The organism is Dinoroseobacter sp. PD6 (genome assembly GCF_028807315.1).
GTDB lineage: Bacteria > Pseudomonadota > Alphaproteobacteria > Rhodobacterales > Rhodobacteraceae > Dinoroseobacter > Dinoroseobacter shibae.
Window position 1 is genome coordinate 1 of sequence record NZ_JARAMN010000007.1, and the last position, 21,374, is coordinate 21,374.

Annotated in this window: 20 protein-coding genes; 8 read left to right on the forward strand and 12 right to left on the reverse strand. The window is 67.1% G+C overall.

Annotation, left to right across the window (positions count from 1 at the left end):
* The 3 genes from ftsY to PVW48_RS12540 all read left to right on the forward strand — a co-directional run.
* Positions 1-1,036, forward strand: a 1,036-nt coding sequence (gene ftsY, locus PVW48_RS12530) for a signal recognition particle-docking protein FtsY (protein WP_274581588.1), incomplete at its 5' end; no start/stop codon positions are given.
* A 23-nt stretch (positions 1,037-1,059) separates the two neighbouring features.
* On the forward strand, positions 1,060-1,962 hold the full coding sequence (locus PVW48_RS12535) for an EamA family transporter (protein ID WP_012179385.1): 903 nt from the start codon (positions 1,060-1,062) through the stop codon (positions 1,960-1,962).
* 14 nt (positions 1,963-1,976) lie between these two features.
* A complete protein-coding gene (locus PVW48_RS12540) occupies positions 1,977-2,588 on the forward strand; it encodes an inner membrane-spanning protein YciB (RefSeq protein WP_044027941.1) in 612 nt (203 codons plus the stop codon).
* 213 nt (positions 2,589-2,801) lie between these two features.
* Here PVW48_RS12540 and PVW48_RS12545 read toward each other — a convergent pair whose 3' ends face one another.
* The 6 genes from PVW48_RS12545 to PVW48_RS12570 all read right to left on the reverse strand — a co-directional run bounded on the left by PVW48_RS12545 (position 2,802) and on the right by PVW48_RS12570 (position 9,046).
* Positions 2,802-3,143: a DUF427 domain-containing protein gene (locus PVW48_RS12545; protein ID WP_012179383.1), complete on the reverse strand. Its 342-nt coding sequence runs from the start codon at positions 3,141-3,143 to the stop codon at positions 2,802-2,804.
* An 84-nt stretch (positions 3,144-3,227) separates the two neighbouring features.
* Positions 3,228-5,027, reverse strand: a complete 1,800-nt coding sequence (locus PVW48_RS12550) for an aminopeptidase P family protein (protein ID WP_274581589.1) — start codon at positions 5,025-5,027, stop codon at positions 3,228-3,230.
* A 132-nt stretch (positions 5,028-5,159) separates the two neighbouring features.
* Positions 5,160-6,287, reverse strand: a complete 1,128-nt coding sequence (locus tag PVW48_RS12555) for an endonuclease/exonuclease/phosphatase family protein (RefSeq protein ID WP_274581590.1) — start codon at positions 6,285-6,287, stop codon at positions 5,160-5,162.
* A 57-nt stretch (positions 6,288-6,344) separates the two neighbouring features.
* Positions 6,345-8,219, reverse strand: coding sequence for a cobaltochelatase subunit CobT (gene cobT / locus PVW48_RS12560; protein WP_274581591.1), 1,875 nt, complete (start codon positions 8,217-8,219; stop codon positions 6,345-6,347).
* A gap of 55 nt (positions 8,220-8,274) precedes the next feature.
* A complete protein-coding gene (locus PVW48_RS12565; RefSeq protein WP_425358959.1) occupies positions 8,275-8,532 on the reverse strand; it encodes a helix-turn-helix domain-containing protein in 258 nt (85 codons plus the stop codon).
* Entirely contained in the window at positions 8,525-9,046 is a 522-nt protein-coding gene (locus PVW48_RS12570; protein ID WP_274581592.1) for a DUF2975 domain-containing protein, read from the reverse strand. The genes PVW48_RS12565 and PVW48_RS12570 overlap by 8 nt, the downstream gene beginning before the upstream one ends.
* 70 nt (positions 9,047-9,116) lie before the next feature.
* On the opposite strand from PVW48_RS12570, the gene PVW48_RS12575 reads away from it, so the two are divergent.
* A complete protein-coding gene (locus PVW48_RS12575) occupies positions 9,117-9,626 on the forward strand; it encodes a hypothetical protein (protein WP_274581593.1) in 510 nt (169 codons plus the stop codon).
* 146 nt (positions 9,627-9,772) lie between these two features.
* Here PVW48_RS12575 and PVW48_RS12580 read toward each other — a convergent pair whose 3' ends face one another.
* Positions 9,773-11,089, reverse strand: coding sequence for a DEAD/DEAH box helicase (locus tag PVW48_RS12580; protein ID WP_274581594.1), 1,317 nt, complete (start codon positions 11,087-11,089; stop codon positions 9,773-9,775).
* 442 nt (positions 11,090-11,531) lie between these two features.
* On the opposite strand from PVW48_RS12580, the gene PVW48_RS12585 reads away from it, so the two are divergent.
* Genes PVW48_RS12585 through PVW48_RS12595 form a run of 3 tightly spaced genes read left to right on the forward strand, consistent with a single transcriptional unit; the run spans position 11,532 to position 13,652 of the window.
* Positions 11,532-12,209, forward strand: coding sequence for a phosphatidylserine decarboxylase (locus PVW48_RS12585; RefSeq protein WP_274581595.1), 678 nt, complete (start codon positions 11,532-11,534; stop codon positions 12,207-12,209).
* Positions 12,206-12,955, forward strand: a complete 750-nt coding sequence (pssA, locus tag PVW48_RS12590; protein WP_012179374.1) for a CDP-diacylglycerol--serine O-phosphatidyltransferase — start codon at positions 12,206-12,208, stop codon at positions 12,953-12,955. Before PVW48_RS12585 ends, pssA begins: the two co-directional genes overlap by 4 nt.
* 16 nt (positions 12,956-12,971) lie before the next feature.
* Complete coding sequence (locus PVW48_RS12595) at positions 12,972-13,652, forward strand: class I SAM-dependent methyltransferase (protein ID WP_274581596.1); 681 nt, start codon at positions 12,972-12,974, stop codon at positions 13,650-13,652.
* A gap of 60 nt (positions 13,653-13,712) precedes the next feature.
* On the opposite strand, the gene cobS is transcribed toward PVW48_RS12595, so the two are convergent.
* On the reverse strand, positions 13,713-14,696 hold the full coding sequence (gene cobS / locus PVW48_RS12600) for a cobaltochelatase subunit CobS (protein WP_012179372.1): 984 nt from the start codon (positions 14,694-14,696) through the stop codon (positions 13,713-13,715).
* Between the two features lie 119 nt (positions 14,697-14,815).
* Complete coding sequence (locus PVW48_RS12605) at positions 14,816-16,021, reverse strand: NAD(P)/FAD-dependent oxidoreductase (RefSeq protein WP_012179371.1); 1,206 nt, start codon at positions 16,019-16,021, stop codon at positions 14,816-14,818.
* A gap of 136 nt (positions 16,022-16,157) precedes the next feature.
* On the opposite strand from PVW48_RS12605, the gene msrB reads away from it, so the two are divergent.
* Positions 16,158-16,634 carry a peptide-methionine (R)-S-oxide reductase MsrB gene (gene msrB, locus PVW48_RS12610; protein ID WP_012179370.1) on the forward strand — a complete coding sequence of 159 codons (477 nt, stop codon included), beginning with the start codon at positions 16,158-16,160 and terminating at the stop codon, positions 16,632-16,634.
* 8 nt (positions 16,635-16,642) lie between these two features.
* Here msrB and PVW48_RS12615 read toward each other — a convergent pair whose 3' ends face one another.
* The 3 genes from PVW48_RS12615 to PVW48_RS12625 form a co-directional block, all read right to left on the reverse strand.
* A complete protein-coding gene (locus PVW48_RS12615; RefSeq protein WP_274581597.1) occupies positions 16,643-18,235 on the reverse strand; it encodes an ATP-binding protein in 1,593 nt (530 codons plus the stop codon).
* Positions 18,236-18,343: 108 nt separating this feature from the next.
* On the reverse strand, positions 18,344-20,062 hold the full coding sequence (gene metG, locus PVW48_RS12620) for a methionine--tRNA ligase (protein ID WP_274581598.1): 1,719 nt from the start codon (positions 20,060-20,062) through the stop codon (positions 18,344-18,346).
* 54 nt (positions 20,063-20,116) lie between these two features.
* Positions 20,117-21,331, reverse strand: coding sequence for an MFS transporter (locus PVW48_RS12625; protein WP_012179367.1), 1,215 nt, complete (start codon positions 21,329-21,331; stop codon positions 20,117-20,119).
* Positions 21,332-21,374: the final 43 nt, after the last annotated feature.

Here is a 21,374-nt window from a genome sequence, read left to right on the forward strand (position 1 = left end):
CGAACCCGAACCCGAACCCGAACCCGAACCCGAACCCGAACCCGAACCCCAGCCTGAGCCTGCCAAAAAGCCAGGGCTGATGGGGCGGCTTTTCGGGGGCGGGAGTGCGCCCGCGGCGGACCCTGCGCCGCAACCTGCCGCTGCGCCCACGCCCACGCCTACCCCGACCCCGCCGCCCGCCCCGGCGCTTGGGCCGACCCTGCGCCGGGTGATGGACGACGCGATGCTGGAAAGCCTCGAAGAGGTGCTGATCGCGGCGGATATGGGCGTCGACACGGCGCTGCGGGTCAGTGCGAACATCGCGGAAGGGCGGATGGGCCGAAAGGTCTCCACCAACGAGATCAAGCGCATCCTCGCCGACGAGATCGCCCGCATCATGGAGCCGGTGGCCAAGCCCCTGCCGATCTATCCCAAGCGGCCGCAAGTGGTGCTGGTGGTGGGCGTCAACGGGTCGGGCAAGACCACGACCATCGGCAAGCTTGCCAGCCAGTTCAAGGCCGCGGGCAAATCCGTGGTGATCGCCGCGGGCGATACGTTCCGCGCGGCGGCGGTCGAACAGTTGCAGGTCTGGGGCGACCGGGCCGGGGTGCCGGTGCTGACAGCCCCCGAGGGGTCCGACCCGGCCTCTTTGGCTTTCGATGCGATCAAGCAGGCGCAGGCCTCGGGCGCGGACCTGTTGATGATCGACACTGCCGGGCGGCTGCAAAATCGCGCCGACCTGATGGAAGAGCTGGCCAAGATCGTCCGGGTGATCCGCAAGGTGGACGAGACCGCGCCACACAACACCCTGCTGGTGCTGGACGCCACCACGGGCCAGAACGCGCTCAGCCAGGTGGAGACCTTCCGCAAGCTCGCGGATGTCTCGGGCCTGGTGATGACCAAGCTCGACGGCACGGCCAAGGGGGGTGTCCTGGTGGCGCTGGCCGACAAGTTCGGGCTGCCGATCCACGCCATCGGGGTGGGGGAGCAGATCGACGATCTCGCCGCCTTCGACCCCGAGGAGTTCGCCGATGCGCTCACCGGGTATGAGCGCTAGACGCAGGTGAGGATGCGCGCATCATGAGCGCCTGGCTCGTGTCCCTCGAAGGGACGGCGGATGGCAAGACGCTCGCCCTGATCCTCGCGCTGACCGCGGCGGTGCTGCATGCGGTGTTCGGCGCGCTGCAGAAGGGGCGCCACGACCCCTGGCTGTCCCGCGGGGCGATCGACACCGTGCTGTTCGTGATGGCGGCGCCACTGGCGCTCTGGGTGGTGCCCTGGCCCGAGCCGCATATGTGGCCGATCTTCGCCGGGGTCTTCGTGATCCATACGGCCTACAAGACCCTGCAGGCCTTCGCCTATTCCAAGGGCGCCTATACGGTCGTCTACCCGGTGGTGCGCGGCACGGGGCCCCTGTTCACGGTAATCGGGGCCTATTTCGTCTTTGGGGAGTATTTTACGGCGACCCAGTGGCTGGGGGTCGCGGTGCTTCTGGCGGGGATCTTCGGGCTGGCGGCCTACAACCTCGTGCATATCGAGATCGACCGGGACACGCTGGTCCCGGCGCTCTGGCTGGCGGTGGCGACGGGGCTCTTCGTGGCGCTCTATACCACCTATGACGCATACGGTATCCGCGCCACGGCGGACCCCTTCACCTTCCTCGCGTGGTTCTTCTTCATCGACAGCGTGGTCTTTCCGGTGCTGGCGGTCCTGCGCTGGCGCCGCATGGCCGATGCACCCCGCCTGGCACCCCTGGCCCTGCGGGGCGTGATCGGGGCGGTAGTGGCCTGGGGCAGCTTCGGCTCGGTGATGATCGCCACCCGGCTCGACAAGGTGGGCGAGGCCGCGATCCTGCGGGAAACCTCGACCGTGTTCGCCGCCGTGATCGGCTGGGTCTTCCTGAAAGAGACCGTGGGGCCGCGACGGATGGGCCTGATGGCATTGATCGCGGCGGGAGCTGTGATAGTTGAGTTGGGAGCATGAGCGAAAGGCGCCCGATGGCAGAGCAGAAACCGATCAATCCCTGGGTGAAGACGGGGCTGGAGCTTGGCCCCGTGCTGGGCTTCTTCATTGTCTACATGCGGATCAAGGACGAGGTGTACCCGATCCTCGGGCAGGACTACAGCGGCTTCATCGTGGCCACGGTCGGGTTCATCCCGATCCTGCTGCTGTCCATCGCGATCCTGTGGAAGCTGACCGGCAAGCTCAGCCGGATGCAGATCATGACCGCCGTGCTGGTGATCGTATTCGGCGGGTTGACGGTGATCTTCAACGACGAGGCGTTCTTCAAGATCAAGACCACGATCGTCTACGGCATGTTCGCGGCGATCCTCGGGGTCGGGCTGCTGCGCGGGCAATCCTACCTTGCCTTCGTGATGGAGGACCTGATGCCCATCGCGCAGGAAGGCTGGATGCTGCTGACCAAGCGCCTGGCGGCCATGTTCGCGGCCATGGCGGGGGCCAACGAGATTGTCTGGCGCACCATGTCCACGGAATTCTGGGTCAAGTTCGAGACCTTCGCCCTGCCTGCGGCGCTTTTTGCGTTTTTCATTGCCCAGGCGAAGATGCTGGAGCGGTATTCCCTGGAAAAAAAGGGACCGGAGGCCTGATCTGCAAGAGACGGCTGCGCGCCGCGGCGCTCGTGTGTTGCCAAAAGGCGCGCCTGTCGGCGCACGCGGTCCCTGGTGCCGCCCTGCGGGCGGCGAGGCGGCGCTGCCCCCGCCGCGCGGCGCGCGTCTCCCCCGGAGTATTTTCGCAAAGATGAAGACTGGCGCGACGGCCTGCGACGGGGCGGTGTGGGTGGTGCGCCTGTGCCTCCGGGGTCAGAGTTGTTCCACCGTGACCTTGTCCGGGAAAAAGGCGATGTGGTCGCGGATCCGCGCCACCGCGTCCTTGGGGCTTTCGTAGGACCAGCCGGCATCGGGGATCAGCCCACTTTTGGCCTGGATCGAGTAATAGCTGGCATCGCCCTTGTGCGGGCAGTGGGAGCGGGTTTCGGACGGCTCGAGGAAGGCCATGCCGATATCGGACCGGGGGAAGTAGATTACCGGCGGCATGCCGCCTTCGACCAGTTCGAGGGCGTTGGCGCTTTCGACCAGCACGGCACCGCCCGCGCGGACGGTCCAGGTGCCGGGGGCCTTGTGGATCTTGATATGCTCGCTCATGGCTTGGTCCTTTGAGTTGTGGCGATGCCGGGGATGTCCGGCGCGCGTCGTGTCGGGTGTGTCGCCGTCAGGCGGACTGCGCGGTCACAGCGGGCGCGTTGCCCTGTCCAGCCAGCGACGCGCCTCGGGCGTCAGCCGGTCTCGGAGGCGCTGGCGGGTTTCCGCGTGATAGGTGTCGATCCAGTCGATCTCGGCCTGCGACAGCATCGCGGTGTCGATGAGGGCGGTCTCGAGCGGGACGTAAGTCAGGGTGTCGAAGCGCAACATCTCGCGTTGCGGATCGCCGCCCTCGGGCGGGTCGGCCTGCGTGACGACGACGAGGTTCTCCAGCCGGATGCCGAAGGCGCCTTCGCGATAATAGCCGGGCTCGTTGCTGAGGATCATACCGGGCTCGAGGGGCACTTCGCTGATCCGGCTGAGCCGCTGCGGGCCTTCGTGGACGCACAGATAGGTGCCCACACCGTGCCCGGTACCGTGGTCGTAATCCTGCCCGGCCATCCACAGCGGGGCGCGGGCCAGCGCGTCTAGGTCGCGGCCTGCCAACCCCTTGGGCCAGCGCGCGCGGCTGATGGCGATCATGCCCTGCAGGACCCGTGTGAAGGCGGCCCTGGCACCCTCCGGCGGGGTGCCTGTGGCCAGCGTGCGGGTGATGTCGGTCGTCCCGTCCGCATACTGGCCACCGCTGTCGATCAGCAGCAGGTCACCGGGGGTGATCCGCCGATTGGTGCCTTCGGTCACGCGGTAATGGACGATGGCGCCGTTCGGGCCGGTGCCGCAGATCGTCTCGAAGCTGATGTCGCGCAGGGCGCCCGTGGCCTGCCGGGCGGCTTCGAGCGCCTTGACCACGTCGATTTCGGTCAGCTCCGCGGGGTTTTGGCCCGAGAACCAGGTGAGGAACTCGACAACCGCGGCCCCGTCGCGCAGGTGCGCCTCGGTGGTGCCCGCGATCTCGGCCGCGGTCTTGCAGGCCTTGGGCAGGATGCAGGGGTCGTCGGCCTCGATCACCGGGGTGTCCTGGGCGGCCAACAGGTCGAAGATCGCGACAGGCGCGGTGTTCGGGTCTACCTGGACCGGACCGGCCAGCGCGCCGAGGGCCGCGGCCAGGTCGTGCGGCGGGTAGCAGCGGATCTCGGGCCCGAGATGGGCGTGCAGATCGTCACCGAGCTTGGCCGGATCGATGAAGAGATCGCAGCTTGCATCGTCATGCAGGACCGCGAAGGCATGGACCACCGGGTTGCGGGGGATATCCGCGCCGCGGATGTTGAGCAGCCAGCACAGGCTGTCGGGCAGGGTGAGGACCACGGATTTCGCGCCGGCCTCGGTGAGGTACTGCGCGAGGGACCTGCGCTTCTCGGCGCTGCTGCGACCGGCCAGGCTATCGGGATGGACGATGACCGCGCCTTGGGGTGGCGCGGGCTGATCCGGCCAGATCCTGTCGATCAGGTTGTCCGTGCGGCGCAGGGACAGCGCGTCGCCGAGGCTCGCCTCCAGCCGCGCGATCTCGGCATTGGTATGCAGCCAGGGGTCGAACCCGATCACCCCGGTGGAAAGCGCTTCGCGCAGCCAGGGGCCCGGCTGCGTCTTGGGCCAGGGAACCGGGGTGAAGGCCCGGGTGTCGACCTGCGCGCGGACCTGCAGGGTGTAGCGCCCGTCGATGAAGATCCCGGCGGTTTCGGCCAGGGCGATGCAGAACCCCGCGGAGCCGGTGAACCCCGTGAGCCACGCAAGCCTGTCGTCGCGCGGAGCCACGTATTCTCCCTGATGCGCGTCGGCGCGCGGCACGAGAAAACCTGCGAGCTCCTCCGCGGCCATTTCGGCGCGCAGGGCCGCAAGACGGGGTGGCCCCTGATCGGGGGTGGTGGTGGCGGAAAAAGATTGGAACATGGGTGCTTTGGTTGTTTCTTGCCGGTACAATCTAGCGTTGCGGGCAGAAACCGCCATGGCAATCCGCAGGCGCGGGGCAAGCGCCTTCAAGGGCGCCTCTAAAGGCGCTGCGAAGCGCCTTGAGCCCGTTGCTCAGATGTCGAATTCCACGACGACCGGGCAATGGTCGCTGGCCTTGGGCCGGTCCCATCCGATCCGGGGGTAACGCGGGGTATCGAGGTTGGGCACGCGCTGGGGCATGCCCGTCCGGATGATCTCGGGGATGCTGCGCACCCGTGCGGCCAGGGCGGGCGAGGCGATGACATAGTCAAGCTGGGTCTTCGACCGCCCCCCGGCGTAGTAATGGGTCCAGCGCGCGGCCTCGGGCAGGGCCGCCACAAGGTTGATCCCGAACCCATCCTCCAGCAGCGGCGCGACCCCCGATGCGTCTTCGCCGGAAGGCGGCCTGTCGCGTAGGCTTTCGGCAAAGCTGCCATCGGCCTGCCGCACCGAGCTGACGAAGCGGTAGCTCAGCGCGTCGTTCAGATCGCCGCAGATCGCCCAGAGCCCTGCTGCGGGATCCGGGAATTTCCGGGTGATCAGCTCGCGCACCAGGATCGCTTCGGTCTGCCGCGTGGCGAGGGATTTCTCCGCATTGCGCCCGCCCATGGATTTGAAATGACAGTTGTAGAGCGTGAGCGTCCCGTCCCCCACGGGCACCACCAGCTCCAGGCAATCGCGCCGAAACACCCGCGCCGAGCGCAGCGACCGCGCGCGGGCCCTCGCCAGAGGATAGGCGTCGAGCAGGGCCCGTCCCGTTTCGGTATTGTCGATCACCGAGCCCGTCAGCCAGGCATGGCTGCGGCTGTAGAACGGAAACCTGCGCACCGAGATCGCGGCCACGTCGATGCCGCGCGGGTCGTTGCCCTCGTGCAGGACGCGGTTGTGGAAACTCTCGCCCATCGTCTTCTTCACATAAGCCTCCAGGAACCGGGTCAGCGGGTCGAACCCGTCAACCTCCTGCAGGCAGTAGAGATGCGCATCCGCTTCGGCGATGGCGAGGGCGGTCTGCTGACGTTTGTCGTCGTCCTGCGCGATGGCGGCGGTTTCCACCATGCGCTTGAACGCGGCGAACTTGCTCAGGTCATCATCCCCGTAATCGCCGTAGAACTGCACGATCGGTGACAGGTAGCGCGCCGCATCCGGGTCGGAAAAGCCCGAAAAATTGAACCGGGTGAACAGGTTTTCGATGTTGAAGGTGCAAAGGCGGAACTTGGTCATGGAAAATCTCCCTGTCTCTCAATGAGAGCAGGATAGCACATCTGGCCGCGGGCGGGCTCAGCTGGCGCGCTTGATCCCCATCACCCGGGCCCGGGCCCGGGGGTCGCTGTCGAACAGGGCGGCAAGTTGCTCGGTCATCGCGCCGGCCAATTGCTCCACATCCGTGATGGTCACGGCACGGTCGTAGTAGCGTGTGACGTCATGGCCGATGCCGATGGCGATCAGTTCCACCGCGCGGCGCTTCTCGACCATGGCGATCACGTCGCGCAGGTGCTTTTCGAGATAGTTCGCCGGGTTCACCGACAGGGTCGAATCGTCCACCGGGGCGCCGTCCGAGATCACCATCAGGATCTTGCGCGCCTCGGGCCGTGCCAGCATGCGGCGGTGCGCCCATTCCAGCGCCTCGCCATCGATGTTTTCCTTAAGCAGCCCTTCCTTCATCATCAGGCCGAGGTTGTTCCGGGTCCGGCGCATGGGCGCGTCGGCCTGCTTGTAGATGATGTGGCGCAAATCGTTCAGGCGTCCGGGCTGCTGCGGGCGACCATCGGCGAGCCATTTCTCGCGGCTCAGCCCGCCTTTCCAGGCGCGGGTGGTGAAGCCCAGGATCTCGACCTTCACCTGGCACCGCTCCAGCGTCCGCGCCAGCACATCGGCGCAGATCGCCGCAATCGAGATCGGGCGCCCGCGCATGGAGCCGGAATTGTCCAGCAGGAGCGTGACCACCGTATCGCGAAACTCGGTGTCCTGTTCGACCTTGAAGCTCAGCGGGGTCGTCGGGTTCGCGACCACGCGCGCCAGCCGCCCGACATCGAGGATGCCTTCCTCCATGTCGAATTTCCAGCTGCGGTTCTGCTGCGCCTGGAGACGCCGCTGCAGCTTGTTGGCCAGCCGCGAGACCGCGCCCTTCAGCGGCTCGAGCTGCTGGTCGAGATAGGCGCGCAGGCGTTCGAGCTCGGCAGGCTCGGCCAGATCCTCGGCCTTGATCTCCTCGTCGTGCTCGGTGAGGTAGACCACGTAGTTCGGGTCCGCATCGGAATGGGCGGGCGGCGGCGGCGGCTCCAGCGGGGCCTCGCCCTCGGGCAGCTCGGCCTCGTCGCCCAGTTCCATATCCGCCAGGTCGTCCATGGCGACTTCGGCCTGGGACGGGTCCATTTCCCGGGTGTCGGAGGGGTCGGGGGCGGCTTCGCCCTGTTCGGACTGCTGGTCGTCCTCATCGCCGTCCTCGGCGGCGCTGTCCTCATCCTCCTCCTGTTCGGAGGTGTCTTCGGACTCGTCCTCTTCCTGGTCCGGGTCGTCGCCCAGTTGGTCGCCATAGCCCAGATCGTCGATGATCTGGCGGGCCAGCTTGGCAAAGGCGGCCTGGTCGCTCAGGTCCCGCTGCAGCGTTGCAAGGGTCTCGCCGCACTGATCCTCGATGTGATCGCGCCACAGGTCCATGACATTCTGCGCCCCCTTGGGCAGATCGCGCCCCGTGGCCAGGTGCCGGATCAGGTAGCCCGCGGCAATGGCCAGCGGCGCCTCGGAGGCCTGGGTGACCTGGTCATAGCCCTTGCGCTGGGCCTCGGCACCGATCTTGGCGTCGATATTGCCAGCCGTCCCCGGCATCACCCGTGCGCCCATCGCCTCGCACCGGGCGGTCTCCATCGCCTCGTAGAGGTCGCGCGCCATCTGCCCGGCGGGTTCGTATCGCGCATGTGTGCCCGCATCGTGATACTTCCGGCGCATGGCATAGGCATCGGCGGTGCCGCGCGCGAACATCACCTCTTCGCGAGTCATGCGGCGGCTGATCTGGGGCAGGCGCATGGAGTCCGATGTCATCCCCGGCGGATCGACGGAGTAGGTCACCGCCATGTCCGGATCATCGGCCAGCACGCGGGTCGCTTCGGCCAGGGCCTTCTTGAAGGGTTCGACGGGGTTGTCGGGCTTGCTCATGGGGGCCTGCGCAGGGGTGGCGGCCCAGATGGGCCTGATGGGAAATACATAGGGTTTATTGCGCGGATGGGGAGGATTGGCCAGAGCCGGATGCCTCCCCGCCGGGCAGATATTCCAGCAGGTCGCCCGGCTGGCAGTCGAGCTCCCGGCAGATCGCCGCGAGCGTCTCGAACCGTACGCCCTTCACCTTGCCGGATTTCAGCAGCGACAGGTTCTGTTCCGTGATCCCGATGCGGCGCGCGAGCTCGCGCGAGCGCATCTTGCGGCGGGCCAGCATCACGTCCAGCCGCACGGTAATGTCTGCCTCAGACAAAGAGCCGGTTCTCGTCCGCCTGGCGCGTGGCCTCGGCCAGCACCCACCCCATCACCATCAAAAGCGCCCCCAGAAGCCCCAGCAGCACATCATGTCCCGCGAAGGACACCGCGAGCGTGCGGGCCCCCTGCGGGTTGTCGTGGGTCAGGATCAGCACGGCCGCCGTGCGTCCGGCGATGGCCAGCCCGGTGCCGAGCAAAAGGGCTGCGCCGATGCGCCGGATCGCCGTGGCATTGCGGTGGCTGAACACACAGCCTTGCCCGTAACGCCCGAAAAGCCCGCGCGCTGTCCAGAGCGCGACACCCGCCGGGGCGAGGATCACCGCGGCAAGCGTCGCAAGGGCCACCCGCTTGCCCGGGGTCAGGCCGGTCGCGGTCTCCACCGGTGGCAGGAAGGGCTCGGGATCGACCAGAACCACCCCGTAGCCTGCGATCAGCAGGGCGCAGGCCAAGGTACAGCCATGGCCGAGCAAGGTGCAAAGCCGGGCAAGACGCGGGGGAAGAGAAGTTTGCATCGTTTCAATCCCAGAAGTGATAATTTAATGTAAAACGACAAATGATTCGTGTCGAGAGAGGAATTGAAAGATGTGCTATCCTTGGATTGCCGCGCTTTGCGTTGCCGGATGCTCGCAGGTGCCCCTGGCCAGCATGGTGGAGCTTGCGAGGTTCGATCCTTTGCAGACGGACCTGGCGGGTATCACCGTGGCGGTCGATGTGACGGAGGGGCTGAGGGTCGCGCCCGACGGGGCCATCATGGTGCTGGCCGCGCAGGCGCCGAGCGGGGCTTCGGTATCCGAGCGCTTCGTGCTGGATCAAGCGGCAGTGTCCGAGACGCGCTGGTTTTTCGGCGTCGCGCCGCAGGACGCCGCTAGATTGGAACGTGCCCGGCAGCAGATCGTCGCGTTGAAGGCGGAGGACCCCGCCACGGCAGGGCAGCTGTCGGTCACGGCAGAGCCCTGTCGCGCCGTGGCGGGGGCGGGGGGCACGGTGGATGTGTTCCTGCAACTGGCCGCGGACAGACCTTTCGTGCCCGTCGCCCCAACGGTCGATCTGGAGGACGAGGGCGTGCCCGTGCCAAGGTGCGAAGGAATGTAACTTCGCCCCGAACCTTCGGCGGAACTCAGGGCGTTGCGTCGTGAGATTTTTTTCGGAACACTGAAGCCGCAAGCGCGCCGCGCAAGGGGCGCTAGGGGCCCGGGGCCTGACCCGGATTTCGGGTCAGGCCGTTCGTGGCTGAGAGGTTACGCCGCGGCGCGGGCGCGCCGGGGGCGGCGGCGCTTGTTGGCCGGTTTGCCCTGGGGCTTCGGCTGGGGCTTGCCCTGGCCGGTCGGCTTGCCGCCGCCGCTGCCGCGACGCTGGCCCCCACCACCGCCGGGGCCGCGCCCGCGACCACCGCCGCCGCGGCGGGGTTTGGACGGCTCGTCCATCACCTCCCACGGGGTGCCGCCGGCCACGGGCAGGGTCAGGCCCATGACCTTCTGCACCGCGCGCAGCTCGCCCATTTCCTCGGGCGCGCAGAAGGCGACCGCCTGGCCATCGCGGCCCGCGCGGGCGGTCCGGCCGATGCGGTGCACGAAATTCTCCGGCACGTTGGGCAGGTCGAAATTGTAGACGAAGCGCACATCGGGGATGTCGATCCCCCGGGCAGCCACATCCGTGGCCACCAGCACCTTGAGCGTGCCCTCGCGGAAGGCCTTGAGCGCGCGCTCCCGTTGGCCCTGACTGCGGTTGCCATGGATCGCGGCGGTCTCGAAGCCCGCGTTGCTCAGCTTGCGCGCCAGCCGGTCGGCCCCGTGCTTGGTGCGCGAGAAGACCAGCGCCAACTCGTCCCGGTGATGGCCGAGAAGGTCGATCAGCAGCTGTGTCTTGGCGCCCTGTTCGACGAAATGCACCGACTGGGTGATCTTGTCGGCGATCTTGCCCGGAGGCGCGACCTCGACCCGCACAGGGTCGGTCAGGTAGGCGCGGCTGAGCTCTTCCATCTGCTTGGGCATGGTGGCCGAGAACAGCATGGTCTGGCGTTCCGCGGGCAGGAGCGGCGCGATCTTGCGCAGGGCATGGATGAAGCCGAGATCCAGCATCTGGTCGGCCTCGTCCAGCACCAGGAACCTGGTTTCGCTCAGGCGCAGGGCCTTGCGGTCCAGCAGGTCGATCAGACGGCCGGGCGTGGCCACGATCAGGTCGGCGCCCCGCTCGGCGCGCTTGATCTGCGGGCCGATGGCAACACCGCCCACGATCACCTGCAGCTTGAGATGGGAGCCTTCGGTGAAGGCGCGCAGGCTCTCACAGATCTGGCTCACCAATTCCCGCGTGGGGGCGAGGATCAGCCCGCGGCAGGTGCGCGGCGCGGGCTTGGTGCCCGCCTTCATCAGCGCATCGAGCAGGGGCAGCCCGAAGGCCGCGGTCTTGCCGGTGCCGGTCTGGGCGATGCCCAGCACGTCGCGCCCGTTGAGCCCGTGCGGGATCGCGCGGGTCTGGATCGGGGTCGGGTCGGTGATGTTCTGGGCGGCAAGGCCGGCCACGAGGCGGGGCGAGAGCCCCAGCATGTCGAAATCCAAAGGATATGTCCTTTCGCGCCACGCAATCGGCGTGGCTATGGGGGATGCGTGCGGCCGGTTTCGGCACGCGGCATGTACAGGGACGCGCTGCCTCGGCAAGGCGCGCGACGGCGTTTGGCCGCGTCTGCGGCGCTCGGGTTCCGGGTCAAGGACGCGCTGCGCCGTGACCCTCTGGACCCAGGCGTGAATGGGAACCGGTCGGAGAGGCATGCTGGCATCTGTCTGCGATCCGGGGACCGCAACGACCCTGAGGCCGGACAGTTCTGCTCACGCGGCAGGCCTGCAATGCTCAGCAGCACATGGGGGAGTTTTGCCCAAAGGTCAATGGGGTGCCGCGCATTCGAGGGATATTTGACGCCGCGACGCCGGGCCGGGGTGGTTGCAAACAGCGCAGATTGGCCCTAGCGCTGTTGGGGATCAGACATAGCGGAGAGCCGCGCCCATGCGCATGACCGACACCTTCATCAAGCCGATGCATCCCGAGGGCCGCAAGTTCGTGGCGATTTTCGGGGCCATTGCCCTCGCGCTCTTCATCGTGTGGGAGCCTCTGGGCTGGATCGGGGTCGGTGCGACGGTGTGGTGCTACTATTTCTTCCGCGACCCCGAGCGGGTGACGCCGCAGCGCGACGGGCTGGTGATCAGCCCCGCGGACGGGGTCGTCTCGCTGATCGAGCAGGCCGTGCCCCCGGCGGAGCTGGGCATGGCCGATACCCCCCTGACCCGGGTCAGCGTCTTCATGAACGTGTTCAACTGCCACGTGAACCGCACGCCCGTGCCCGGGACGGTGAAGGCCGTGGCCTACCGGCCGGGCAAGTTCCTCAACGCCTCGCTCGACAAGGCCAGCGAAGACAATGAGCGTAACTCGGTCTGTGTCGAGATGGCCGATGGCCGCCAGATCGCCATGGTCCAGATCGCGGGGCTTGTGGCCCGGCGCATCGTCAGCTTCGTCAAGGGCGGCGAAACCCTCGCGGCCGGCGAGCGGTTCGGTCTGATCCGCTTCGGCAGCCGCGTGGATGTCTACCTGCCCCAGGGCGTGCAGCCACTGGTCTCGGTCGGGCAGACCATGGTCGCGGGCGAAACCGTGCTGGCGGAGCTGGGCGCCGGAGGCCGCGCAGCATGACACGCCCGCCCCGCCGCCCGCGCACCGAGTTCTCGATCACCAACCTGTTGCCGAACATGCTGACGGTGGCCGCGATCTGCGCGGGGCTGACGGCGATCCGCTTCGGGGTGGACGGCAATTACGAGCCCGCGGTGCTGCTGATCCTGCTGGCGGCGGTGCTGGACGGGCTGGACGGGCGCCTTGCCCGCGCGCTGGGCAGCGACAGCGAGATGGGCGCCGAACTCGACAGCCTGGCGGATTTTCTGAACTTCGGGGTCGCGCCCCCGCTGATCCTGTATTTCTGGGCGCTGCAGGACATGCGCGGTGCGGCCTGGATCTCGGTGCTGGTCTTCACCGTCTGCTGCGTGGTGCGCCTGGCACGGTTCAACGCCACCTCCAAATCCGACGAGGGGGCCAGCAAGCTGTCGGAGTTTTTCACCGGCGTACCGGCCCCCGCGGGCGCGGCGCTGGTCATGCTGCCGATGTTCGCCTCCTTCTCCGTGGGGGAGGAACCGCTCTTCCCGCCGGTGCTGATCATGCTCTACATGATGGGGGTCGGGCTGCTGATGATCAGCCGGATTCCAACCTGGTCTTTCAAGACCGCGCGGGTCTCACGCGAAAATGTTAAGTTTTTTTTGGTCGGATTTGTGGCAGTCGTCGCCGCACTGTTTACTTTTGCTTGGACGACATTGGTGATCCTGTGCCTCGTATACGTGGGCGTTGTGATCTGGGCGCTGCTCATGCGGCGACCCGGAGCAGGGTCGTAACAGACCCGGAGAGGCTATGCGCCCTGAACAAGTTGAAACTGCCTATGCCCGCTGGGCACCCATATATGACTGGTCATTCGGCAAGCTGACCTCGGTCGCCCGCCGTCGAACGATGGAGTATGTCTCGGGCCGCGACGGCTCGGTTCTGGAGGTCGGGGTCGGGACGGGATTGTCCCTGGGCCTCTATCCCGAGGGCCGCCCCGTGACCGGCATCGACTACAGTGCGGACATGCTCGCCCGCGCGCAGGACAAGGCCGCGCAGGGCAATCTGCCGGTCACGCCGGAGCTGCACCGCATGGATGCGCGGGACATGGACTTCCCGGACGATCATTTCGACACGGTGCTGGCCATGCACGTGCTGTCGGTGGTGCCCGAGCCGCACCGGGTCATGGCCGAGATGACGCGCGTCTGTCGCCCCGGGGGCGAGATCGTGGTGGCGAACCATTTCGCGCGGGAGACAGGTCTGTTGCACCTGGCAGAGCGGGCGATCTCGTCGATCCCGGGCACGGTGGGCTGGCATTCGGACTTCGAGCGCGAGATCGTGACCGAGGCACCTGGCCTGCGGGTGGCGCATTACGAGCCCTTGCCGCCCCTCGGCGTCATGACGCTGGTGGTGCTGGAAAAGCCGGTGCCCGAGGTCAAGCTGCCGGAGGCGTCGCCCTGTGCTGCGGAGGCGGTCGCGGAACCCATCGCTTAACCCGCGTCCGGGCACGGTGCCTTGCGCTGCCGTGCCCGGCCCGGTCTTGCAGCCCGGGTGTCAGGTGATCGCGTTGGAGGCCGCGCTTTCGGGCAGTTCCTCATCGAAGCAGCGCTGGTAGAACTCTGCCACGGTCTCGCGCTCCAGCTCATCGCATTTGTTGAGGAAGGTCAGCCGGAAGGCGTAGCCCACATTGCGGAAGATCTCGGCATTCTGGGCCCAGGCGATGACCGTCCGCGGGCTCATCACCGTCGACAGGTCACCGTTCATGAACGCGGTCCGGGTCAGGTCCGCGACGGTGACCATGTGCCCCACGATCTTGCGGCCCTTTTCGGTGTTGTAATGGGGGTTCTTGGCCAGCACGATGGCGGCCTCCGCATCGTGGCGCAGGTAGTTCAGGGTCGCCACCAGGGACCAGCGGTCCATCTGGCCCTGGTTGATCTGCTGGGTGCCGTGATAGAGCCCCGTCGTATCCCCGAGCCCGACGGTATTGGCCGTGGCGAAGATGCGAAAATAAGGGTTCGGCGTGATCACCTCGTTCTGGTCGAGCAGCGTGAGCTTGCCGTCCACCTCCAGCACCCGCTGGATCACGAACATCACATCCGCCCGGCCCGCGTCGTACTCGTCGAACACGATGGCCGTGGGGTTGCGCAGGGCCCAGGGCAGGATGCCCTCGTGGAATTCGGTGACCTGCACCCCGTCCTTGAGCTTGATCGCGTCCTTGCCGATCAGGTCAATCCGGCTGATATGGCTGTCGAGGTTGACCCGCACGCAGGGCCAGTTCAGCCGTGCGGCGACCTGTTCGATATGGGTGGATTTGCCTGTGCCGTGATAGCCCTGGATCATCACCCGACGGTTGTGGGAAAACCCGGCCAGGATGGCCAGGGTGGTGTCGGGGTCGAACTTGTAGGTCGGGTCGATATCCGGCACGCGGTCGGAGCGTTCGGAGAAGCCTTTGACCTTCATGTCCGTGTCGATACCGAACACCTCCCGCACCGAGATTTCTTCCGTGGGTTTACCGATATCCAAGCCACCGTCTGCCATGCTGTCCCCGAATCTTGTGAGTCGCGCCAGAGGGATCTGGCGCGTGTTTGCGCGCAACATATCGTAGGGGACGCGGAGGGAAAGGGGGAGACCGGGACGCAATAGCGGTTTTTGGCAGATCAGCCGCCCGCGCGGGCCGCGATCTCTTGGCCCGCGGCCCAGCCCGAGGACCAGGCCCACTGGAAGTTGTACCCGCCGAGCCAGCCGGTCACGTCCACCACCTCGCCGATGAAGTAGAGCCCGGGCTGATGCGCGCTCTCCATGCTGCGCGACGACAGGGCCGCGGTCTCCACGCCGCCAAGGGTCACTTCGGCCTTGCGATACCCCTCGGTGCCCGTGGGTTTCAGGTGCCAGTCGGTCAGCGCCGCGGTGATCTCGCGCAACCGCGTGTCGCTCAGGTCGGCCAGGTTGCCGGTGGCGCCCACCTGCGCGGCGATGGTCTGGGCCAGCCGCTTCGGAAGCCATTCCGTCAGCACCGTGGCCAGGTCCCGCCGCCCGGCCCGGGCGCGCCGGTCGCGGAGGGCGGTGAAGAAGTCGGTCTCGGGGCACAGCCGCACGGTGATCCCGTCGCCCTCGCGCCAGTAGGACGACGCCTGCAGGATCGCCGGTCCCGACAGCCCGCGATGGGTAAAGAGCAGCGCCTCGTCGAAACTGGTGCCATTGGCGGTCACCCGGGCGGGGCTGGCAAGGCCCGACAACTCGGCGAACGCGGCCTCCGCCCCGAACGTCAGCGGCACCAGCGCGGGCCGCGTCTCGGTCAGGGCATGGCCGAACTGCCGCGCGATGCGGTACCCCTGGTCCGACGCGCCGATCTTGGGGATCGACTTGCCGCCGCAGGCCACCACCACCTGCCGCGCGGTCACGCGCACGGACCGCCCCTCCCGCGTCACCGACAGCCGGAACCGGCTGCCGTCATGGGCGATCTCGTCGAGCGTGCTGCGCAGCCACAGCACCGCGCCCGCCCGGTCCATCTCCGCCAGCAGCATCGCGATGATGTCCTTGGCGGAAGTGTCACAGAAAAGCTGCCCCAGGGTCTTTTCGTGATAGGGAATGCCGTGCCGCGCCACAAGGTCGATGAAATCCCATTGGGTGTAACGGCTGAGCGCGGATTTGGCGAAATGCGGGTTGGCGGAGATGAAGTTCTCCGGCCCCGCATACATGTTGGTGAAGTTGCACCGCCCCCCGCCCGAGATGCGGATCTTCTCGCCCGGATTGGCGCTGTGATCCAGCACCAGCACCCCGGGCCCCGCATGGGCCGCGCACATCATGCCCGCGGCCCCGGCGCCGAGGATCACGGTCTCGAAACTGTCAGCGGGTTGTGCCATGGGCGCGGGATGGCCCAGAGCCGCCCGAGGTGCAAGCCCTCACGGGGCCACACAACCCCGTGACAGGGATGACGCAATCGCGACAGGTGGCCGCCCCCGCGCTTATATAGCCGGGACACGACCGAAAGGATGCCCCATGAACCGTCGCCATTTCCTCGCCGCCACCGCCGGACTTCTCGCCAGCGCCGCGATCCTGCCCCGCGGCCTGCAGGCCAGCGCCGGCCCGTTCGAGATCACCCTGACCGAGGCGGAGTGGCGCGCGCGCCTGACACCGGCGCAGTTCAAGGTGCTGCGCAAGGAGGGGACCGAGCGCCCCTTCACCAGCCCCCTGAATGACGAGACCCGCGCCGGGATCTATCACTGCGCGGGATGCGACCTGCCGGTCTATCCGTCGACCACCAAGTATGACAGCGGCACGGGCTGGCCGTCCTTCTGGGCACCGCTGGAGGAGGCCATCGGCACCAAGGCGGACCGCAAGCTGATCTATTTGCGCACCGAGGTCCATTGCCGCCGCTGTGGCGGGCATCTGGGCCATGTGTTCGATGACGGGCCGCAGCCCACGGGCAAACGGCATTGCCTCAACGGGGTCGCGCTGACGTTCAAACCGGCCTGAGCGCGGCGCTAGGTGCCGGGACCGTGCGAGAAAGCGCCGCCCGAGACGGCGCTGTTGATCGCGGCTTCCAGGGCGCGCGGGTCCACCGGCTTGGGCAGGAACCCGTCGATCCCCGCATCGCGGTAGCGCGCCTGCACGTCGCCGCCCACATGGGCGGTGCAGGCGATGATCGGCACCTTGCTTTTTTCCGGGCCCGAGGTGCGGATCTGCGCCGTCGCCCCCAACCCGTCGAGCCCGGGCATGGTGATGTCCATCAACACCAGGTCGAAACTCTCCGACAGGATCGCCTCGACCGCCTCGAACCCGTTGGAGACCACGCGCACCTCGTGCCCGAGATCGCGCAGCATCGCCTCCATCACGTTCTGGTTCAGCGGATTGTCCTCGGCCACCAGCACCTTGGCCGACGGCCCCCTGGGCGCCCGGGCGGGATGGGGCTGCGGGGTCTCGCGCGGCTCGGGGCAGGGCTCCAGCGGCAGCGTCAGCTCGAAATGAAAGGTCGCGCCCGCGCCGGGCTGCGAGGTCACCCCGATATCGGCGCTCATGGCCGCGGCGATGTTGTGGCAGATCGACAGGCCAAGGCCCCAGCCGCCGCGATCCTTGCCGAAATCGCTCTCGATCTGCACGAAGGGCCGGAACAGCAACGCCTGCTGCTCTTCCGAGATCCCGATCCCGGTATCCTCGACCTCCAGACGCAGGCGCGAGAAGCTGTCGCTGCGGCTGATTTCCCGCACACGCAGGGTGATCGTGCCCCGGTCGGTATAGCGCAGGGCGTTGGCCATGAAGTTGTTGAGCACCTGTTGCAGCCGCACCGGGTCAGTCAGCACACGGGCCGGCATCCGGTCGTCGATCTCGACCTGCAAGGTCAGGCCCTTGTCGCTGACCGAGCTGTACCACCAGTCCGCCACCTGGTCCAAAAGCGGCATCAGGTCCGTCGCGCGGCTTTCGATCCGCATGCGCCCGGTTTCCATGTGGCTCAGATCCAGCAGGTCGGTCAGCAGGTTCATCAACTGCCCGCCCGCCGCGATGATCGCATCCACATGGCCGCGCCGCTTCTCGTCCAGGTCCGACAGCCGCAACAGCTGCGCAAAACCGAGAATGGCGTTCATCGGGGTGCGGATCTCGTGGCTCATGGCGGCCAGGAACCGGCTCTTGGCGCGGCTGGCATCCTCGGCCCTGATCAGGGCGGCCTGAAGGTCCTGCTGCAGCCCGTCCGTCCCGTCATCGGCACTGACAATCGACAGGGTGCGCAGGAAGGCGCCGTCCGCGTCGCGCAGCACCACGGCCGAGACAAGGGCGTGGAACGGCGTGCCGTCCTGGCGCAGGAACGTATGCCGGATCTTGTCCACCGAAGATGTCCGCAGCAGGGTCGGCATGACCTCGGTCCGGGCACGGTTCGCCGATTCGGGCACCATGAACTCCATGATCGACCGGCCGATCATGTCATCGGGGCTGTAGCCGAGCCGGGCCGCCCAATAGGCGCTGATCGCCACGATGACGCCGTCCCGATCCACAGAATGCATCAGTACAGGCGCCTTGCCGAAGAACTCGAGGAACGGGTTCGCGGCGTGGTCGTCAAGCCCCTTGAGCGTTGCCTCAGGCATACACTGTGTCCTTAGAGTGGCGTCCGGAGACAGAATTCCCCCGGCCAGAACATCATCGTCTTCCCAAGGGGAACCTTCGCATTCCCGGTTGCAATATGCAAATAAAGCTTAGTCGCGCGTGCCGGAAAACTTCTCGGCCCAGGCCTCCCGATCCGCGTCGGAGATCTTGGCAAAGGTCACCTCGGGCACCGCGAAGGCATGGCCCGCGGGCAGGGCGGCAAGCGCCTCTGCCACGTCCCCGGGCCAGCCGGCATCCTCGGCCTTCATGGCGCGCAACAGCGCGGCACTGGCATCGGGGATGAAAGGCCGCGACAGCACCGCGTAGAACCGCACCAGGTTCAGCCCCAGCCGGATGATCGCCGCCGCCGCGTCCGGATCGGTCTTGAACACGCTCCAGGGGGCGGCGGCTTGCAGGTACTCGTTGCCCGCAACCCAGATCGCGCGCAACTCGGCCGCGGCCTTGCGCACCTCCATCGCGTCCATGTGCCCCTCGTAGGCGCGCAGCTTGGTGGTTAACTCGGCGATCAGCGCCTCCTCGGCAGGCTCATAGGCACCGCCCGCAGGCACCTCTTCGCCGTATTTTGACCGGCAGAACTTGGTCACGCGGCTGGCGAAATTGCCCAGCACATCGGCGAGATCCTTGTTCACAGAGGCCTGGAAATTCTCCCACGTAAACTCGGAATCGGAGTTTTCCGGCGCGTGGCTCAGCAGCCACCAGCGCCAGTAATCCGCCGGCAGGATCTCCAGCGCCTGGTCCATGAACACGCCCCGCCCCTGGGAGGTCGAGAACTGCCCCCCGTCATAAGTCAGGTAATTGAACGACTTGATGTAATCCACCAGCTTCCAGGGATCGCCCGAACCCATGATCGTGGCCGGGAAGCTCAAGGTGTGGAAGGGCACGTTGTCCTTGCCCATGAACTGCACGTAGCGCACCTCGTCCGCGCCCTTGTCCGTGCGCCACCAGCGTTCCCATGCCGCATCGTCCAGCCCGTTGGCATCGGCCCATTCGGCGGTCCCGGCAATGTACTCGATGGGCGCGTCGAACCAGACGTAGAAGACCTTGCCCTCCATCCCCGGCCAATCCTCGGTTCCCTTCTTCACCGGCACGCCCCAGTCGAGATCCCGGGTGATGCCCCGGTCCTGCAACCCGTCCCCGTCATGGAGCCATTTCTTCGCGATCGACGTGGTCAGGATCGGCCAGTCGGTCTTGCTGTCGATCCAGGCGTCCAATTGGTCCTTCAACGCGGATTGGCGCAGATAGAGGTGCTTGGTCTCCCGCACCTCCAGGTCGGTGGAGCCGGAGATTGCGCTGCGCGGGTCAATCAGGTCCGTGGGGTCGAGCTGCTTGGTGCAGTTCTCGCACTGGTCGCCGCGGGCCTTGTCGTAGCCGCAATTGGGGCAGGTGCCCTCGATGTACCGGTCCGGCAGGAACCGGCCGTCCGCATGGGAATAGACCTGCTTTTCCGAGACCTCCTCGATCAGCCCGTTCTCGGCCAGCTTGCCCGCGAAATATTGGGTCAGCGCCTTGTTGCGCTCCGACGAGGAGCGGCCGAAATGATCGAAGCTCAGCCCGAAGCGTTTCGCGATATCCGACTGGACCGCGTGCATCTCGGCGCAATACTCCGCCACCGGCTTGCCCGCCTTGGCCGCGGCCAGCTCGGCCGGGGTGCCATGCTCGTCCGTGGCGCAGATGAACATCACCTCATGTCCACGCGCACGGGCATAGCGGGCATAGAGGTCCGCAGGCAGCTGGCTGCCCACGAGATTGCCCAGATGCTTGATGCCGTTGATGTAGGGAATCGCGGAGGTGATGAGGATACGTGCCATGGATCGGGCCTTTGTGACGTGCCCGCCCGAGGTAGCGCAGGGGCGCGGCGAGGTCTAGCGCTTGCGGCCCAGAAGCCGCCCGATGGTGAAGCTGGTGCGCGGGGTATAGACGTAATCCGTACGCTCCTGCGGTGCCGGCCGCACCCGCATCCGCGCCAGGCCGAACACCACCAACACGAGATGCCCCAGACCCAGGAACACGAAGAGCGCCATCGGCCCCCGCGCCTCGATCAAGAGCGACGAGACCAGCGGGCTGGCAATCGCGCCCACGGCGAACATGAACATCAACGCCGCCGACAGCTCCACCCGCTCGTCATCGCTGGCGAAATCATGGGCATGGGCGGCGGCGACCGAGAAGATCGGAAAGGTCGTCACCCCGAACAGAAGCGCCGCGCCGAACACCGCCAGCGTCCCGGCGCTCTGGGTGTGGATCGTGATGGCGCAGCTGGCGATGGCGGCGACCGACAGGGCGATCAGCACCCTGCGCCGGTCGAACCGATCCGCGAGCCAGCCGGTGGGATACTGCGCCAGCGCCCCGCCCAACACGTAGGCGGCCAGAAAGAGCCCGATCTGGTCCGAGCGCAGGCCCACATCCTGACCGTAGATCGGGCCGACCATGCGGAAGGCTGCACTGGTCAGCCCCGCCACGATCACCGCCGCCGCCGCCAGGGGGGATTTGGCGAGGGCGAGGGCAGGGCGCAGGCGCGGGGCCTTGGGCACCGCGGGCTGGCTCGCCTGGGTCAGGGCGATGGGCAGGAGCGCCATGCAGCACAGGATCGCCAGCAGGTTGTAGGACACGTACTCCGCCGGGGGCAGCACCGCGATCATCAGCTGCGCGATCAGCGCCGCACCCAGGTCCACCACCCGGTAGAGCCCGGTCGCCCGCCCCCGCGTCTCGTTGGTCAGCCGCGCATTCAGCCAGCTTTCGATGATCGTGTAGCAGCCCGCGACACACAGCCCCGTGGTGACCCGCAGCCCGGCCCAGGCCAAGGGATGCACCACCATCATATGCGCCAGCAGCCCGATGGCGCCCGCGGCGGTGAAGGCCGCGAAGGCGCGCGAATGGCCCACCGTGCCCAGCAGGCGTGGTGCACCCCAGCAGCCGATGAAGAACCCGATGTAATGGGCCGAACCGAGCATGCCGATCTCGGCATTGGAAAACCCGAGAACCGCGCCGGAAAGCGCATCCAGGGGCCCGACCGCGCCCGACGACACCTGCAACAGGGCGACGGAGGCGAAAAGGGCGGCAAAAGTGATCAGTACGCGCATGGGAACCGGGGCGGGCAGGACAGGCCCCCCCTATGGCACCGAA

Bases quoted from the DNA above. Each gene is read 5' to 3' on its own strand.
- PVW48_RS12535 (WP_012179385.1), top strand. From the start codon at position 1,060: ATGAGCGCCTGGCTCGTGTCCCTCGAAGGGACGGCGGATGGCAAGACG.
- PVW48_RS12540 (WP_044027941.1), top strand. From the start codon at position 1,977: ATGGCAGAGCAGAAACCGATCAATCCCTGGGTGAAGACGGGGCTGGAG.
- PVW48_RS12545 (WP_012179383.1), bottom strand. From the start codon at position 3,143: ATGAGCGAGCATATCAAGATCCACAAGGCCCCCGGCACCTGGACCGTC.
- PVW48_RS12550 (WP_274581589.1), bottom strand. From the start codon at position 5,027: ATGTTCCAATCTTTTTCCGCCACCACCACCCCCGATCAGGGGCCACCC.
- PVW48_RS12555 (WP_274581590.1), bottom strand. From the start codon at position 6,287: ATGACCAAGTTCCGCCTTTGCACCTTCAACATCGAAAACCTGTTCACC.
- cobT (WP_274581591.1), bottom strand. From the start codon at position 8,219: ATGAGCAAGCCCGACAACCCCGTCGAACCCTTCAAGAAGGCCCTGGCC.
- PVW48_RS12570 (WP_274581592.1), bottom strand. From the start codon at position 9,046: ATGCAAACTTCTCTTCCCCCGCGTCTTGCCCGGCTTTGCACCTTGCTC.
- PVW48_RS12575 (WP_274581593.1), top strand. From the start codon at position 9,117: ATGTGCTATCCTTGGATTGCCGCGCTTTGCGTTGCCGGATGCTCGCAG.
- PVW48_RS12585 (WP_274581595.1), top strand. From the start codon at position 11,532: ATGCGCATGACCGACACCTTCATCAAGCCGATGCATCCCGAGGGCCGC.
- pssA (WP_012179374.1), top strand. From the start codon at position 12,206: ATGACACGCCCGCCCCGCCGCCCGCGCACCGAGTTCTCGATCACCAAC.
- PVW48_RS12595 (WP_274581596.1), top strand. From the start codon at position 12,972: ATGCGCCCTGAACAAGTTGAAACTGCCTATGCCCGCTGGGCACCCATA.
- cobS (WP_012179372.1), bottom strand. From the start codon at position 14,696: ATGGCAGACGGTGGCTTGGATATCGGTAAACCCACGGAAGAAATCTCG.
- PVW48_RS12605 (WP_012179371.1), bottom strand. From the start codon at position 16,021: ATGGCACAACCCGCTGACAGTTTCGAGACCGTGATCCTCGGCGCCGGG.
- msrB (WP_012179370.1), top strand. From the start codon at position 16,158: ATGAACCGTCGCCATTTCCTCGCCGCCACCGCCGGACTTCTCGCCAGC.
- PVW48_RS12615 (WP_274581597.1), bottom strand. From the start codon at position 18,235: ATGCCTGAGGCAACGCTCAAGGGGCTTGACGACCACGCCGCGAACCCG.
- metG (WP_274581598.1), bottom strand. From the start codon at position 20,062: ATGGCACGTATCCTCATCACCTCCGCGATTCCCTACATCAACGGCATC.
- PVW48_RS12625 (WP_012179367.1), bottom strand. From the start codon at position 21,331: ATGCGCGTACTGATCACTTTTGCCGCCCTTTTCGCCTCCGTCGCCCTG.